The organism is Myxosarcina sp. GI1(2024) (genome assembly GCF_053543375.1).
Window position 1 is genome coordinate 1,452,100 of sequence record NZ_JBKGTY010000001.1, and the last position, 15,926, is coordinate 1,468,025.

Consider the following 15,926-nt stretch of genomic DNA (forward strand, 5'->3'; position numbering starts at 1 on the left):
TAAAAAAAATAGTTGAATTTCCTCTATTTTTGTCGATCGAACTAAGGTTCTAACCTAGCTTATGAATGACGAACCAACCAGGGCTATTGCCTTAATCTCCGTTCACGGCGATCCTGCAGTCGAGATTGGAGAAGAAGAAGCAGGAGGGCAAAATGTATACGTCCGTCAAGTTGGCGAAGCATTGTCTCGTCAGGGATGGCAGGTAGATATGTTTACCCGTGCTAGCGATTCCCAACAAGCTAAGATCGTTAGCCACGGCGCTCGCTGTCGTACTGTTCGTTTGAACGCAGGACCAGAAGAATTCATTCCCCGTCAAGATATTTTTGACTACGGCAAAGAATTTGTCGAGTCAGTCTTGAAATTTCGAGAAAAAGAAAATCTCAACTATTCCTTAATACATACTAATTACTGGATTTCAGGCTGGGTAGGACTCCAATTAAAGCAGCAGCTAAAGATTCCCATGGTGCATACCTATCATTCTTTGGGAGCGGTCAAATATGAGTCGATGTCTGAAATTCCAGAAATTGGTAATACTCGTTTAGAAATCGAGAAAGATTGTTTAGAACTAGCTGATTGCATTATTGCTACTAGCCCACAAGAAAAAGAGCATATGCGCTCCCTGGTTTCCGAACGTGGCAGTATCGAAATTATTCCCTGTGGTACCAATGTGCGACACTTCAATGCCATCGGTCAGGCAGAGGCGCGCTCTCGTTTGGCGATTGCCGATGATGCTAAAGTAATTTTTTATATCGGTCGTTTCGATCCCCGCAAAGGCATCGAAACTCTAGTACGCGCTGTCGGTCAGTCTGGCTGGAAAAATGATCCCCGCTTGAGGTTAATTATTGGGGGCGGTTCGCGTCCTGGTAGAAGCGATGGTCTCGAACGAGAGAGAATTGAGGCGCTCGTCGCCAAATTAGGACTAGAAGGAAAAACAGATTTTCTCGGCAGAGTTAGCGATGGCGAACTGCCTCTATATTATGCTGCTGCCGATGTCTGCGTCGTCCCCAGTCACTATGAACCTTTTGGCTTAGTGGCAATTGAAGCGATGGCCAGCGGTACTCCTGTAGTCGCTTCTAAGGTAGGTGGGCTTCAGTTTACCGTAGTCGACGGCGAAACTGGATTGCTCGTACCTCCTCAGAATATAGAAGCATTTGCCCAGGCGATGGCTCGCCTCCTCGATAATCCTCGATGGCGCGACACTTTGGCAAAAAATGCCAGAAAGCGAGTAGAAGAGAGATTTAGCTGGGAGGGTGTGGCTACTCAACTCAACCAGCTCTATTTGAAACTAATTGAAGATAATCGCCGGTCTCAAACAGTAGCCACTAACAGTCAATCGGGCTGAGTTTCTCTTACTAGACCCGTCGAAACAGGAACGGGTAGCCACTTACTTGTCTACTCATCCTGATGAGTGCTATCCTCGGTTCGCAGTTTTACTGAATCTGCATGAGAAGGTAAACCTTCTGCCTGTGCCAGAATTTGAATCGTACTAGACATCTTTTTCAGGGCTGTAGAAGAGTAGTCAATTAAGCTCGAGTGTTTCATAAATGTCTCCACCCCTAATGCAGAAGCATAACGAGCCGCTCCCGAAGTAGGTAGGGTGTGGTTCGGTCCTGCTAAATAATCCCCAACCGCTTCTGGTGTGGAGTTGCCCATAAAAATTGCTCCGGCATGACGAATCTGGTCGAGCAACTCCCAAGGTTCTGCGACCTCTAATTCTAAATGTTCGGGAGCGAATAAATTAGAAAGTTCTGCTGCTGTTGCTAGAGAATCGACTAAGACGATCAATCCATAGTGAGCGATCGCTTTTTCAGTCAAAATTTTTCGAGAATGATTCTCTAGTTGCCTGCTGACTTCGGTTTGGACTTGTCGAGCTAGATTGTTATCAGTCGTCAATAGAATTGCTGCCGCCATCGGATCGTGTTCGGCTTGTGCTAGTAAATCTGCCGCTACATGAACTGGGTTGGCTTCTGCGTCGGCAATAATTAATACTTCAGAAGGTCCTGCTAACGAATCGATTCCCACCTTACCGTAAACCATTTTTTTAGCCAGGATCACGTAAATGTTACCAGGACCTGTAATTACGTCCACCTGAGGAATTGTTTCCGTTCCATAGGCTAAGGCTGCTATTGCTTGCGCTCCTCCGATACGATAAATTTCTTCCACTCCTGCTTCTTGGGCTGCGACTAAAACTGCAGGATTGATTTCTCCCTCCGCTCCAGGAGGAGTTACCATAATTGTTCGCGGTACTTGGGCGACTTTGGCGGGAATGGCATTCATCAATACCGTACTGGGATAGGCCGCTCTCCCGCCAGGGACATACAAGCCCGCTCTATCGACCGGAGTATATCTTCTACCCAATACTACATCGTCATCTTCAAATTTTACCCAAGACTTAGGAACTCGTTGTCGATGAAAAGCTTCAATTTTCTGACAGGCTAACTGAATTGCATGAAGCAAATCTTGAGAAATATGTTGATAAGCAGCATCTAGTTCTGAGGCACTTACCCTCAATTGTTCTGCGGCTAGACTTTGCCCGTCAAATTTCTTGGTATATTCTAGCAAAGCACGATCGCCATGATGTTTGACGGTGGTAATAATGTTCCTGACCGTTTCTTCTTGGGGTCGAATATCGTTATCTATAGTACGATTGCTAATCCGCTTGAGTTCTGCTTGTGCCTCAGCTTGCCGTTCGATTATTCGCAGCATCGAGTTCTCATGTCCCTTGGAGTTACTACCCAACGTGAGTTAAGTTCGGGAATTTCACTGCAGTTGGTTCAATGCTGCTACCAGCAAACCCAACTTTTGAAGAAACTTCCTCGCTTAAAGTGCTCACTGTATCTTGATATCTTTAGCTTAACTTGTATTTGTGGTGTAGGTGGTGCGATCGAAAGTTAAAATACCTCTTTGGTATCCCTGAGTTGAAAAAATAAAGTAAACTAGATTGTGAAGATTAAATTAGACATTCGATAGAGTTTATTTTTATTTTTTTATTATCCGACCGTAAACAACTATTATAGCTAGGGATTTTATTTCTTGACAGAAATCTTTATAGCTTGTTAGGATATAGAATCCAGTTCTATCTGATTTTTTCTTTTTAAGAAACTTAAACTTAAAGTACTACCAGCAAAGTAATTATTCGTTAATAACTGTGGCTAACTCTAAATCGGCAATCAAACGCATCAGAACAGCAGAGCGCAATCGCCTTCGTAACAAAGCATATAAGTCAGCAGTGAGAACTCTGATGAAGAAATACTTTAGTACTGTAGAACAGTATACAGCAGAACCAACTTCCGAAAACATGAGCCTTGCTCGTCAGGCTATGTCGGCAGCTTACAGTAAGATAGATAAGGCTGTCAAACGCCAGGTATTACACAAAAATAATGGAGCTAGAAAAAAAGCCCGTATAGCCAAGCATCTGGCTCGAGTTACCAAAGCAGCATCTTAGAGGAATAAAATTCAGTCTTCGATTTTTCCTAAAATTCAAAATTTTAATAAAATATAACAGCAAGCAAATTACCCCAAGTAAATGCAGTTAATCGATACCCATGTACACATCAACTTTGATGTTTTTCAGGGGAACCTAAGCTCGCTTAGAAAGCGTTGGTTTGAAGCAGATGTAGTTCACTTGGTACACTCCTGTGTGGAACCAGAAGAGTTTCAGGGAATCAAGTCTCTAGCAGACAAATTTCCCGAACTGTCTTTTGCAGTGGGGTTGCACCCTTTGGATGCACATAAGTGGCAAGATGAAACTGCTGGAAAAATCTTAGCTTTGGCTAGTTCGGATTCGCGAGTCGTAGCTATAGGCGAAACTGGATTGGACTTTTATAAAGCCGATAACCATACTCTACAGGAAAAAGTATTGCAAGAGCAATTAAAAATAGCGCGCAAGTTAGATAAACCAGTTATCATTCACTGTCGCGATGCTGCTGAAAGGCTAAAAGATATCTTAGTAAATTTTTGGCAGTCTCAGGGAGCGGTTAGAGGAGTAATGCATTGCTGGGGTGGTAACGAGGAAGAAACCCGGTGGTTTCTCGATCTGGGTTTTTATATTAGCTTTAGCGGCATCGTAACCTTTAAAAATGCTCGAGAGATTAAGAATGCTGCCAAAATCGTTCCTAGCGATCGCTTGCTTGTAGAAACTGATTGTCCTTTTCTAGCTCCCGTACCCCAGCGCGGAAAAACCAACGAGCCAGCCTATGTACGCTACGTCGCCGAACATCTAGCCTCACTGCGCAATGTTTCTTTAGAAACCATCGCTCGACAGACTACCGCCAATGCTTGTCGTTTATTCAAACTTCCTTTACAACCAGCCTCACAGCTTACTCAGACCTAGCGATGTGATACTGGGCGGTTTTTGTTGGAATTGCCTAGGGAAGCAGTGGACAGTTGCCAAGTTAGCGATGCGAGAGTGTGAGGTGTTTGTTATTGTAGCGATCGCTGGGAGTTCGTTAAATGGTAAATTTACTACTTCGGTTCGCAGCTGTACACGAGGTTAAGAGGGATATTATACAGCCGAGACTTAACTTTTTCGAATTCTCAACTGGTGTTTCCTCGTCAATAAAATCGAGCCGCACCAATCCTTTTTATCATTTAAAGCTAATGACAGATTTTTTAGTTAGACAAACAGCAAGATCCAGTTAATCTTTATCGCCTTAGTCAATTTCTTTACCACCAGCAATAAATAAAATAACTAAATTATATGACTAATACCGCTCACAACAACTTACTGCCAGACCTAATTGAAATTCAGCGTTCTAGTTTTCGTTGGTTTTTAGAACAAGGATTAATTGAAGAATTTAATAGTTTTTCTCCCATTACCGACTATACGGGAAAATTCGAGCTGCATTTTATCGGCGAAAATTATCGGCTCAAAGAACCAAAATATTCGATGGAAGAAGCCAAACGTCGTGACAGCACCTATAACGTGCAAATGTACGTTCCCACCCGCCTGATCGACAAAGAAAGCGGAGAAATCAAAGAAATGGAGGTGTTCGTCGGCGATTTGCCGTTAATGACAGCTCGCGGAACATTTATTATTAACGGTGCCGAGCGCGTGATTGTCAACCAAATTGTGCGCTCTCCTGGAGTTTACTACAAAGCTGAAACGGACAAAAACGGACGGCGAACCTATTCTGCTTCTCTAATTCCCAACCGAGGAGCCTGGTTAAAATTTGAAACCGATAAAAATGGTTTGGTCTGGGTAAGAATCGATAAAACTCGCAAACTCTCGGCTCAGGTACTCTTAAAAGCGATCGGCTTGAGCGACAACGAAATTCTCGATGGCTTGCGCCATCCCGACTTCTATCAAAAAACCCTAGACAAAGAAGGAAATCCCAGCGAAGAAGAAGCCTTACTAGAGCTATATCGCAAACTCCGTCCAGGGGAACCACCTACCGTAAGTGGAGGTCAGCAGCTACTAGAATCGCGCTTTTTCGATCCCAAACGCTACGATCTCGGTCGAGTCGGACGTTACAAATTAAACAAAAAACTTCGTCTTACCGTTCCCGATACGATTCGAGTATTAACCACTACCGACATTATGGCAGCGGTAGATTACCTAATTAACCTCGAATTTGATGGCGGTAGTACGGACGATATCGACCACTTGGGTAATCGTCGCGTTCGTTCTGTAGGAGAACTGCTGCAAAACCAGGTTCGGGTCGGCTTGAATCGCCTCGAAAGAATCATTCGCGAACGGATGACTGTCAGCGAATCTAACAGCCTAACCCCTGCGGCGCTGGTCAACCCCAAACCCCTAGTAGCAGCTATTAAGGAATTTTTTGGTTCTTCTCAACTGTCTCAGTTTATGGATCAAACCAATCCTCTGGCAGAATTGACTCACAAACGTCGTCTGTCTGCATTGGGACCTGGAGGATTGACCAGAGAAAGAGCGGGATTTGCCGTTCGCGACATTCATCCTTCGCACTACGGAAGAATTTGTCCCGTCGAAACCCCTGAAGGACCGAATGCCGGATTAATTGGTTCTTTGGCTACCTATGCACGGGTTAACGAATATGGTTTTATCGCTACTCCCTACTATCGAGTAGAAAATGGCAGAGTTTTATACGAAGAAGAATCGGTTTATTTGACTGCCGACGAAGAAGACGATTTGCGGGTAGCACCGGGAGATGTCGCTACTGATGATGAGGGTTATATCATCGGCGAGAATATTCCCATTCGCTACCGCCAAGAATTTTCTACCTGTAATCCTGACGAAATAGATTATGTAGCGATTTCTCCCCTACAAATCGTTTCGGTGGCTACGAGCTTGATTCCCTTTCTCGAACACGACGACGCTAACCGTGCCTTGATGGGTTCGAATATGCAGCGGCAAGCCGTACCTCTATTGCGCCCGGAACGCCCCTTGGTAGGAACGGGCTTAGAAGCACAGGCAGCCAGAGATTCGGGGATGGTAGTCGTCTCGCGGACTCACGGCATAGTCACCTTTGTCGATGCTACCGTCGTCAAAGTTAGAGTTACCGAAGGCAGTAACGGGCTATACGCTCCTGAAGTGGGAACGGAAATTAGTTATCAGTTGCAAAAATATCAACGTTCTAACCAGGATACTTGTTTGAACCAAAGACCCTTAGTTTATGTCGGTGAGGATGTCGTACCGGGGCAAGTCTTAGCTGATGGTTCTGCTACCGAAGGTGGAGAATTAGCTTTAGGACAAAACGTACTGGTTGCCTATATGCCTTGGGAAGGCTATAACTACGAAGATGCGATCCTAATTAGCGAAAGACTAGTATTTGACGACGTTTACACTAGCATTCACGTCGAAAAATATGAAATTGAAGCTCGCCAAACTAAACTAGGACCAGAAGAAATTACCAGAGAAATTCCCAACGTAGGCGAAGATGCCCTGCGCCATCTAGACGAAAGGGGCATTATTCACATTGGTGCCTGGGTAGAAGCAGGAGAAATTCTAGTGGGTAAAGTGACTCCGAAGGGCGAGTCGGATCAACCACCCGAAGAGAAGTTACTGCGAGCCATCTTTGGTGAAAAGGCCAGAGACGTGCGGGATAATTCTTTGCGAGTTCCCAACGGCGAAAAAGGCCGAGTAGTAGACGTGAGAGTATTTACCAGAGAGCAAGGAGACGAACTACCTCCTGGAGCTAACATGGTAGTGCGAATTTACGTCGCTCAAAAACGCAAAATTCAGGTAGGTGACAAAATGGCGGGTCGTCACGGCAATAAAGGGATTATCTCTCGGATCTTGCCCATTGAAGATATGCCCTACCTACCAGACGGCACGCCGATAGATATCGCCCTCAATCCTTTGGGAGTTCCCTCGAGAATGAATGTCGGGCAGGTGTTTGAATGTCTTCTTGGCTGGGCGGGAGAAAACCTGGCAATGCGGTTTAAAATGATGCCATTTGATGAGATGTATGGTAAAGAAGCATCGAGAGAGTCCGTACACGGCAAAATTAAAGAAGCTTCGCACAAACTAGGGAAAGAGTGGGTATTTGACCCCGAAAACCCCGGTAAAATTCAGGTTTTTGACGGACGCACTGGAGAACCATTCGATCGCCCCGTAACCATCGGTAAAGCCTATATGCTGAAGCTAGTTCACCTAGTAGATGATAAGATTCACGCTCGTTCTACCGGACCTTATTCTCTGGTTACTCAACAGCCCCTTGGTGGTAAAGCCCAACAGGGTGGACAGCGTTTTGGCGAAATGGAAGTTTGGGCATTAGAAGCCTATGGTGCGGCATATACCCTACAAGAATTACTGACCGTCAAGTCAGACGATATGCAGGGACGTAACGAAGCTCTCAATGCGATCGTCAAAGGCAAACCCATTCCTCGACCCGGTACCCCCGAATCTTTCAAAGTACTGATGCGCGAACTTCAATCCTTAGGACTAGATATTGCCGTACACAAGCTAGAAACGTTAGAAGACGGCAGCAGCAATGATGTGGAAGTAGATTTAATGGCAGATAGTCCCCGACGCACTCCCAGTCGTCCTACCTATGAATCTCTATCACGAGAAGAAATTCAAGAAGGAGAAGCTTAATTTTAGATGAATCGATGGTGAAGGATGAAATTTTTTCTCCTTCATCTTGTTTTCCCAGCCAGCATGAATTTTAATTCAGTTTAGTGATAATTAATGAGAAACCTACAAGAACCAAGATTTGATTACGTTAAAATCGGCATTGCCTCTCCCGAAAGAATTCGCGAGTGGGGCGAACGAACATTACCCAACGGTCAGTTAGTTGGAGAAGTAACCAAACCCGAAACGATTAACTACCGCACCCTCAAGCCAGAAATGGACGGACTATTTTGCGAACGAATTTTTGGTCCTGCCAAAGACTGGGAATGTCACTGCGGTAAGTACAAACGAGTACGTCATCGCGGGATCGTCTGCGAACGTTGTGGGGTGGAGGTAACCGAATCCCGAGTACGGCGTCATCGCATGGGTTATATCAAGCTTGCGGCACCGGTGACTCACGTTTGGTACCTGAAAGGTATTCCCAGTTATCTCAGCATTTTGCTGGATATGCCACTGCGGGATGTGGAGCAGGTGGTTTACTTTAATGCTTATGTAGTTTTAGATCCTGGTAATGCTCAAAACCTATCTCCAAAACAGTTGTTGACTGAAGACCAGTGGATTGAAATCGAGGATCAGCTCTACAGCGAGGAGTCCGAACTAATTGGAGTAGAAGTGGGCATCGGTGCCGAGGCAGTACAGAGACTCTTAGAGGAAGTTAACCTCGAAGAAGAAGCAGAAAAACTCCGAGAAGAAATTAACGACGCTAAAGGACAAAAACGAGCCAAGTTAATCAAACGTCTGCGAATTATCGATAACTTTATCGCCACGGGAGCACGTCCCGAATGGATGGTAGTTACGGCAATTCCCGTAATTCCCCCCGATTTACGTCCGATGGTACAGCTAGATGGAGGCAGATTCGCTACTTCCGACCTTAACGACCTCTACCGCCGCGTAATCAACCGCAATAACCGTTTGGCACGCCTGCAAGAAATTCTCGCGCCTGAAATCATCGTTCGGAACGAGAAAAGAATGCTGCAAGAAGCAGTAGACGCATTAATTGACAATGGTCGTCGCGGTCGCACTGTCGTCGGGGCAAATAATCGTCCGTTAAAATCTCTCTCAGATATCATTGAAGGCAAACAAGGACGTTTTCGGCAAAACCTCCTGGGTAAACGAGTTGACTATTCAGGGCGTTCGGTAATTGTCGTCGGACCCAAACTAAAAATCTATCAGTGCGGTTTGCCCAGAGAAATGGCAATCGAGCTATTTCAACCTTTTGTCATTCATCGCCTGATTAATAGCGGTATGGTTAATAATATTAAAGCTGCTAAAAAGTTAATCCAGCGTAACGATCCTGGGGTCTATGAAGTCTTGAAAGAGGTAATTGCCGGACATCCGGTATTGCTCAATCGGGCTCCGACACTGCACAGATTGGGAATTCAGGCATTCGAGCCAATTTTGGTCGAAGGTAGGGCGATTCAGCTACATCCTTTGGTGTGTCCTGCTTTTAACGCCGACTTCGATGGGGATCAAATGGCAGTTCACGTTCCCCTGTCTCTTGAGGCGCAAGCCGAAGCGAGATTGTTAATGCTAGCCTGTCACAATATTTTATCTCCAGCTACGGGCAAACCGATAGTCGCTCCTTCCCAAGATATGGTCTTGGGGTGTTACTATTTGACTGCTGAAAATCCTCGGGTAACTAAAGGGACGGGAAGGCGTTTTGGTAGTTTAAATGACGCGATCGCGGCTTACGAACAGGGACAAGTCGACATTCATACTTACGTTTGGCTGCGTTATCAAGGAGAAGTAGAAACCGACGAACCCGACAATGAAATAGTCGAAACCGAACAATTAGCAGACGGCAGCACTATTGAGTACTATCGCCAACGTTGTGTCAGAAGAGCAGCTAATGGAGAACAGCTATCGCAGTATATCAATACTACTATCGGCAGAATTATTTACAACAAAACCATTCAAGACGCTCTGGCGATCGCTTAATAGGTGAGATCCGCTTATACAATCAAGTTTATAGCTAGGAAAAATTGCAATGAAATTTTATAATCGCATCGTCGATAAAGGTAGTCTGAAAAAGCTGATTGCCTTGGCGTTTACCAATTATGGTTCGGCACGTTGTGCCACTATGGCAGACCATCTCAAAAACTTGGGTTTTCGTTATGCTACCAAAGCCGGTGTGTCGATTAGTGTCGAAGACTTGAAAGTACCGCCGATTAAGTCCCAATTATTAGAAGCTGCCGAAACTGAGATCAAACAAACTGAAAGTCGTTATGCTCGGGGTGAAATTACCGAAGTAGAACGCTTTCAAAAAGTTATCGACACCTGGAACGGTACCTCAGAAAATCTTAAAAATGAGGTAGTAACCAACTTTAGGTCTAGCGATCCCCTAAACTCCGTTTATATGATGGCTTTTAGCGGAGCGCGGGGTAACCTATCTCAGGTTCGTCAGCTCGTGGGAATGCGGGGGCTAATGGCAGATCCCCAAGGGGAAATCATCGACCAGCCAATTAAAACCAACTTCCGCGAAGGATTGACCGTAACCGAATACATTATCTCGTCTTATGGAGCGAGAAAAGGCTTGGTAGATACCGCACTGCGCACTGCCGATTCTGGCTATTTAACTCGTCGTTTGGTAGACGTATCTCAGGATGTAATCGTCAGAGAAGTAGACTGCGGCACCAGCAGAGGTATCCAACTACAGGCAATGAAAGACGGCGATCGCACTCTAATTCCTCTTAGCGATCGCCTGCTGGGTAGAGTTTTAGCCGAAGATGCCGTTGAAGCAAAAACAGGTGAGGTAGTCGCCTCACGCAATCAGGATATCGACCGCGATTTGGCAGAAGAAATTGGCAATCGGGTCGAATCGGTAGTAGTACGCTCGCCCCTAACTTGTGAAGCAGCTCGTTCGGTCTGTCAAAAATGCTATGGCTGGAGTTTGGCACACGGACACATGGTAGATATGGGCGAAGCCGTTGGTATTATTGCGGCTCAGTCCATTGGCGAACCCGGAACTCAACTAACCATGCGCACGTTTCATACCGGTGGGGTCTTTACTGGGGAAGTAGCCAGACAAATCAAAGCCAAAACCAGCGGTAAGATTAAATTTACCAAAGGTTTGAGTACGAGAAAAATTCGCACCCGCCATGGAGACGAACGGGAACAGGTAGATACTGTCGGCGATTTGGTTTTAGTTACCGACAAAGGTAAAAACCTCTCCTACAATCTGACCATCGGTTCTCTAGTTCACGTGAGCGATGGTGAAGGAGTTACCCAAAATCAATTACTCGTAGAGGTTGCCAAAGCTAGAGTTCAGAAATCGACTGAAAAAGCCGCTAAAGATGTAACTTCCGATTTGGCCGGCGAAGTAGTATTTGCCAATTTGATGCCCGAAGATAAAAAAGACCGTCAGGGCAATACTACTCGGGTCGCTCAAAGATCGGGACTGCTGTGGATTTTATCGGGAGAAGTTTATAACTTACTTCCCGGTGCCGAACCAGTGGTTAAAAATGGCGATCGCGTCGAGTCGGGAGCGATTTTAGCTCAAACTAGGCTCACTTCTGCCAATGGCGGAGTAGTTAGAATGATTCCTAACAGTAGAGAAATTGAAATCGTTACCGCTTCAGTATCTCTAGACCAAGCAAGAGTAGAGATTGAAAGCGACGGCGGGCGCGAACAGTATGTGATTTATACTGCAGACGATCGCAAATTCTTACTCAAAGCTACTCCAGGTACTAAAGTTCAAAACAATCAGATAGTAGCCGAGTTAATTGACGACCGCTACGAAACCCACACCGGAGGAATTATTAAGTACGGCGGCGTAGAAATCGGCAAAGGTAACCGCAAACAAGGATACGAAGTCGAGAAAGGAGGCAGCCTACTCTGGATACCCGAAGAAAGCCATGAGGTTAACAAGGATATTTCGCTATTAATTGTCGAAGACGGAGAATACGTAGAAGCAGGAACAGAAGTAGTTAAAGATATTTTTGCTCAGTCTTCTGGTGTTGCCGAAGTCGTTCAAAAGAACGATATTCTGCGCGAAATTATTATCAAGCCAGGAGAAATCCATCTCCTCGATGATGTAAGTAGTAATTGGGATGGACAGCTAATTCAGCCCGGTACGGAAGTAGTTCCCGGAGTAACAGTAGAAGAACTCAAATACGGTGAAGTAGTCGAAACCACTGACGGGGTCGCCCTTCTATTACGTCCCGTCCAAGAATTTCAGGTTGCCGACGAACCTGCAGTTCCTTCCCAAGCCTCTATTGCTCAGGATGACGGACGTCAAATCGAACTACGTTCTGTGCAACGGTTATACTTCAAGGATGGAGAACGGGTCAAATCAGTCAAGAGCGTATCGCTGTTAAGTACTCAACTGATTCTAGAAATTGATGCTGCCGATGAAGACGAAGCCGCAGCCAATCTCAGTGCCGATATCGAACTACAGCCAGATGAAAATGACCCAGAAATCCAAAGACTGCAAATGGTGATTTTAGAATCTTTAGTGTTGAGAAGGGATACCGATGCCGATCCTTACAGTGGAGAAATTAAAACCAAAGTCTTGGTAGAAGACGGACAAGAAATTCCCAGAGGTGCGACTATTGCCCGTACCGAAATTCAATGTCAAACCTCAGGTCAAGTCAGGGGTATTAGAGAAGATGCCGAAGCAATACGTCGAATTTTAGTCGTTCGCGATGACACCGATTTAATTAATCTGGAAATAGATGGTGCTCAAAGCGAATGCCAGTGTCAAGAGGGAGATTTGCTCGTCGCAGGTACCACGATTACTTCTGGAGTGACTCTAGAAGAATCAGGACAGATTGTCGAAATGGCAGAAACGGCAGACGGTAAAACTAGTTTGACCCTACGGCAGGCTCGTCCCTACCGCGTGTCTTCAGGTGCAGTGCTACACATTGACGACGGAGATTTGGTACAAAGAGGTGACAACCTGGTCCTATTGGTCTTCGAACGCTCGAAAACGGGAGACATCATTCAAGGTTTACCTCGTATTGAAGAGTTACTCGAAGCCCGTAAACCCAAAGAAGGCTGTATTCTCAGTCGTCGTCCAGGTTCTTGTCAGGTAGTCTTTGAGGAAAACGAAACCGTTGACATCAAAATTGTCGAAGAAGATGGCGTAGTGAGTGACTATCCTATAGGACCCAGTCAAAATCCAATCGTAACCGACGGGCAAGTAGTAGGACCTGGAGAACCCCTAACTGATGGTCCTGCCAATCCCCATGAAATCTTAGAAATTTTCTTTGATTACTATCTAGAAGAAAAAGGTTGTTACGAAGCATCTTTGATTGCCCTACAAAAAGCCCAAAACTTCCTGGTTCATCAAGTACAGTCGGTATATCAAAGTCAAGGAATTGATATCTCGGACAAGCATATTGAAGTTATTGTCAAACAGATGACGGCTAAAGTCAGAATTGACGACGGTGGCGATACGATCATCCTACCGGGAGAACTAGTCGAGCTACGACAAATAGAACAGGTCAACGAAGCCATGTCAATTACGGGAGGCGCACCCGCTAAGTACACTCCAGTATTATTGGGTATTACTAAAGCTTCTTTGAATACCGATAGCTTTATTTCGGCAGCTTCCTTCCAAGAAACTACCCGTGTCTTGACTGAAGCGGCGATTGAAGGTAAATCGGACTGGCTCAGAGGTCTCAAAGAAAACGTGATTATCGGTCGCTTAATTCCTGCGGGAACCGGCTTTAGCTCTCAAGAAGAACCTTTAACCGTCCGCAGCGATATGGAGACTTCTGGAGTCGGCAATAATTCGGTTTATGGCTTCAATGGAGAACTAGATTATCGCCTTTCTGATGATTCCATTAGCGATCGCGATCTCAATCCCCGTCATCCTTATCCCGATCTAAGTGATGATGAAAATGTCATCTTAGACGACCAGACGGCAAGAGCTTATACTGGCTTTAACGATTCGGAAGACGATGATGACTATGAAATGGACGACCTAGAATAGAAGCTTAGATTGGATTCAAGCACGAAATTGATTTTTATTTACTAGGATTTAGGTAGATTAATAAATAATTAGCGATTGGGAAGATTTAACGATCGTCTTTCCTTTCGCTTCTTATTTTATGTACCTTATTTGTGTACCCTAATTTTTTAATTACAATAGTTTTCTAGCATAGCTCGCGCCAGCGCCAGCGCGAAATTATCAATTACCTTAAGATAAAAACCAATTAACAGATATGATTCCTCACGTCCACGACGAACAATCTTTAAAGCAAATCATCAATCGTTTATCTCGTATTGAAGGTCACATTCGCGGGATTAAAACGATGGTGAAAGAAAGTCGTCCTTGTCCGGAAGTCTTATGCCAAATTGCTGCGGTTAGAGGTGCGGTCGATCGCGTGGCGAGAATTATTTTAGACGAACATCTCGAAGAATGTTTGATTCGCGCCGCCAAAGAGGGCAAGATTGAAGCGGAAATTGAAGAATTAAAAGCTGCTTTAGATCGCTTTGTAACCTAATTTGCTAGCAATGCTTATCGTTATCTGTGGTGCGACGGCAACTGGTAAATCGAATTTAGCTTTATCAATAGCCCGACGCCTCAAGACTGTAATTCTCAGCGCCGATTCTCGTCAAGTATATCGGGAGTTCGATATCGGTACCGCTAAACCGACGCTCGCCGAACGTCAATTAGTCCCCCACTACTTAATCGACATCTGCGATCCCACTGAAACTCTAACTCTCGCCGAATATCAACAGCAAGCTAGAAACTTAACTGAAACTCTAACTCTCGCCGAATATCAACAGCAAGCTAGAAACTTAATTGAGCATGTGCCAACAACCACTCCACTTCTAGTAGGCGGTACGGGTTTATATCTCAACTCCATTACCAAAGGCTTAAAAATCCCCAACGTATCTCCTCAACCAGAATTGCGATCGCAACTAGCTGTTCTGGGACAAACTCAACTTTATGCCTTTTTGTCTCAAGTCGATCGCGTCGCCGCCAGTAAAATTCATCCCAACGATAAAGTTAGAACTTTACGAGCTTTAGAAGTATTTTATGTTACTGGAACTCCGATTAGCGATCAACAAGGAGAAAATGCTCCAAACTACCCTATTTTACAATTAGGTTTAGATTGTGATGTAGACATTCTAGACGAGAGAATTACGCGACGCACCCATAAAATGATCGAGTTGGGTTTAATTGCCGAAGTAGAAAAACTGTGTCAAAAATATGGCGAGAATTTACCTCTACTCAATACTTTAGGCTATGGCGAAATCAAACAATATTTAGCGGGTAAAATTACTCTCGACGAGGCGATTTCTCTGACTATTACCCATACTCGCCAGTTTGCCAAACGGCAGCGCACCTGGTTTAGAAAGAATTCTGCAATAGAATGGTTTGACAGCAATAGTCCCGATTTATTGGATGAGATTATGGCTAGAGTTAGAGTATTTATCGAACAGTAAATATTAAGTTTGAAATTTGATAATTACGGAATATTTCGTAGATTTCCAGATGATGGCATAGTCGGTACTTAAACAAAAATCAAGCCCAAACAAAGCCCAAACTAGCTTTATAAGCTACGAATACGTCGCGATTTTGGTTCAACCATTGGACAAAACGATAAGATATACCTGTACGAAAAGCTTCTAATGCTTCAGGAAATGTCTCCAAAGGTTTGTTCGCCCAACGTCTTCTTAAACCTCCAGTAAGCTTATGCCAAAGGATAAAAGTATAGGCACAAAAAACTAGAATAAAATGTCTTTCCAAACTCTTCTTATCTCTAACTTGATACTCTTTTAATCCTAACCATCCCTTGGCTTCTCGATAGAAAACTTCTATCCAGTTTCTCTGAGCATAAGTTTGAACTATCCATTGCTCGGTTACTATTTCTCCCTCAACATTTGTGAGTAAGTAGTCAATATCTTCAGCATCTTCAAA

Annotated in this window: 9 protein-coding genes and 1 pseudogene; 8 read left to right on the forward strand and 2 right to left on the reverse strand. The window is 44.7% G+C overall.

The genetic code is table 11. From position 1 onward, the window contains the following. Positions 1-61 precede the first annotated feature (61 nt). A complete protein-coding gene (locus ACLFKQ_RS06985) occupies positions 62-1,342 on the forward strand; it encodes a glycosyltransferase family 4 protein (protein WP_448999106.1) in 1,281 nt (426 codons plus the stop codon). 50 nt (positions 1,343-1,392) lie between these two features. Here the strand turns inward: ACLFKQ_RS06985 and hisD are convergent, their stop codons facing one another. Continuing rightward, on the reverse strand, positions 1,393-2,706 hold the full coding sequence (gene hisD, locus ACLFKQ_RS06990; RefSeq protein WP_448999107.1) for a histidinol dehydrogenase: 1,314 nt from the start codon (positions 2,704-2,706) through the stop codon (positions 1,393-1,395). A gap of 442 nt (positions 2,707-3,148) precedes the next feature. Here hisD and rpsT point away from each other — a divergent pair, with 442 nt between their 5' ends. From rpsT to miaA, 7 genes are all read left to right on the forward strand, one after another. After that, the gene (rpsT, locus tag ACLFKQ_RS06995) at positions 3,149-3,445 is read left to right on the forward strand and encodes a 30S ribosomal protein S20 (RefSeq protein ID WP_448999108.1); all 297 of its coding nucleotides are present in this window, start codon (positions 3,149-3,151) and stop codon (positions 3,443-3,445) included. An 81-nt stretch (positions 3,446-3,526) separates the two neighbouring features. Then, positions 3,527-4,333 (forward strand): TatD family hydrolase, encoded by an 807-nt coding sequence (locus tag ACLFKQ_RS07000; RefSeq protein ID WP_448999109.1) that lies wholly within the window; start codon positions 3,527-3,529, stop codon positions 4,331-4,333. A 366-nt stretch (positions 4,334-4,699) separates the two neighbouring features. Continuing rightward, positions 4,700-8,017: a DNA-directed RNA polymerase subunit beta gene (gene rpoB, locus ACLFKQ_RS07005; RefSeq protein ID WP_448999110.1), complete on the forward strand. Its 3,318-nt coding sequence runs from the start codon at positions 4,700-4,702 to the stop codon at positions 8,015-8,017. A 93-nt stretch (positions 8,018-8,110) separates the two neighbouring features. After that, complete coding sequence (locus ACLFKQ_RS07010) at positions 8,111-9,991, forward strand: DNA-directed RNA polymerase subunit gamma (RefSeq protein ID WP_448999111.1); 1,881 nt, start codon at positions 8,111-8,113, stop codon at positions 9,989-9,991. A gap of 49 nt (positions 9,992-10,040) precedes the next feature. Then, complete coding sequence (locus tag ACLFKQ_RS07015) at positions 10,041-13,988, forward strand: DNA-directed RNA polymerase subunit beta' (RefSeq protein ID WP_448999112.1); 3,948 nt, start codon at positions 10,041-10,043, stop codon at positions 13,986-13,988. A 232-nt stretch (positions 13,989-14,220) separates the two neighbouring features. Further along, entirely contained in the window at positions 14,221-14,502 is a 282-nt protein-coding gene (locus ACLFKQ_RS07020) for a metal-sensing transcriptional repressor (RefSeq protein ID WP_448999113.1), read from the forward strand. Between the two features lie 10 nt (positions 14,503-14,512). Beyond that, a complete protein-coding gene (miaA, locus tag ACLFKQ_RS07025; protein WP_448999114.1) occupies positions 14,513-15,451 on the forward strand; it encodes a tRNA (adenosine(37)-N6)-dimethylallyltransferase MiaA in 939 nt (312 codons plus the stop codon). 79 nt (positions 15,452-15,530) lie between these two features. On the opposite strand, the pseudogene ACLFKQ_RS07030 reads toward miaA, so the two are convergent. Continuing rightward, positions 15,531-15,926: pseudogene (locus tag ACLFKQ_RS07030) on the reverse strand (IS701 family transposase); the annotation flags it as partial.

Excerpts from the sequence above, each read along its gene's own strand:
- ACLFKQ_RS06985 (WP_448999106.1), top strand. The coding sequence starts at position 62 with ATGAATGACGAACCAACCAGGGCTATTGCCTTAATCTCCGTTCACGGC.
- hisD (WP_448999107.1), bottom strand. The coding sequence starts at position 2,706 with ATGCTGCGAATAATCGAACGGCAAGCTGAGGCACAAGCAGAACTCAAG.
- ACLFKQ_RS07000 (WP_448999109.1), top strand. The coding sequence starts at position 3,527 with ATGCAGTTAATCGATACCCATGTACACATCAACTTTGATGTTTTTCAG.
- rpoB (WP_448999110.1), top strand. The coding sequence starts at position 4,700 with ATGACTAATACCGCTCACAACAACTTACTGCCAGACCTAATTGAAATT.
- ACLFKQ_RS07010 (WP_448999111.1), top strand. The coding sequence starts at position 8,111 with ATGAGAAACCTACAAGAACCAAGATTTGATTACGTTAAAATCGGCATT.
- ACLFKQ_RS07015 (WP_448999112.1), top strand. The coding sequence starts at position 10,041 with ATGAAATTTTATAATCGCATCGTCGATAAAGGTAGTCTGAAAAAGCTG.
- ACLFKQ_RS07020 (WP_448999113.1), top strand. The coding sequence starts at position 14,221 with ATGATTCCTCACGTCCACGACGAACAATCTTTAAAGCAAATCATCAAT.
- miaA (WP_448999114.1), top strand. The coding sequence starts at position 14,513 with ATGCTTATCGTTATCTGTGGTGCGACGGCAACTGGTAAATCGAATTTA.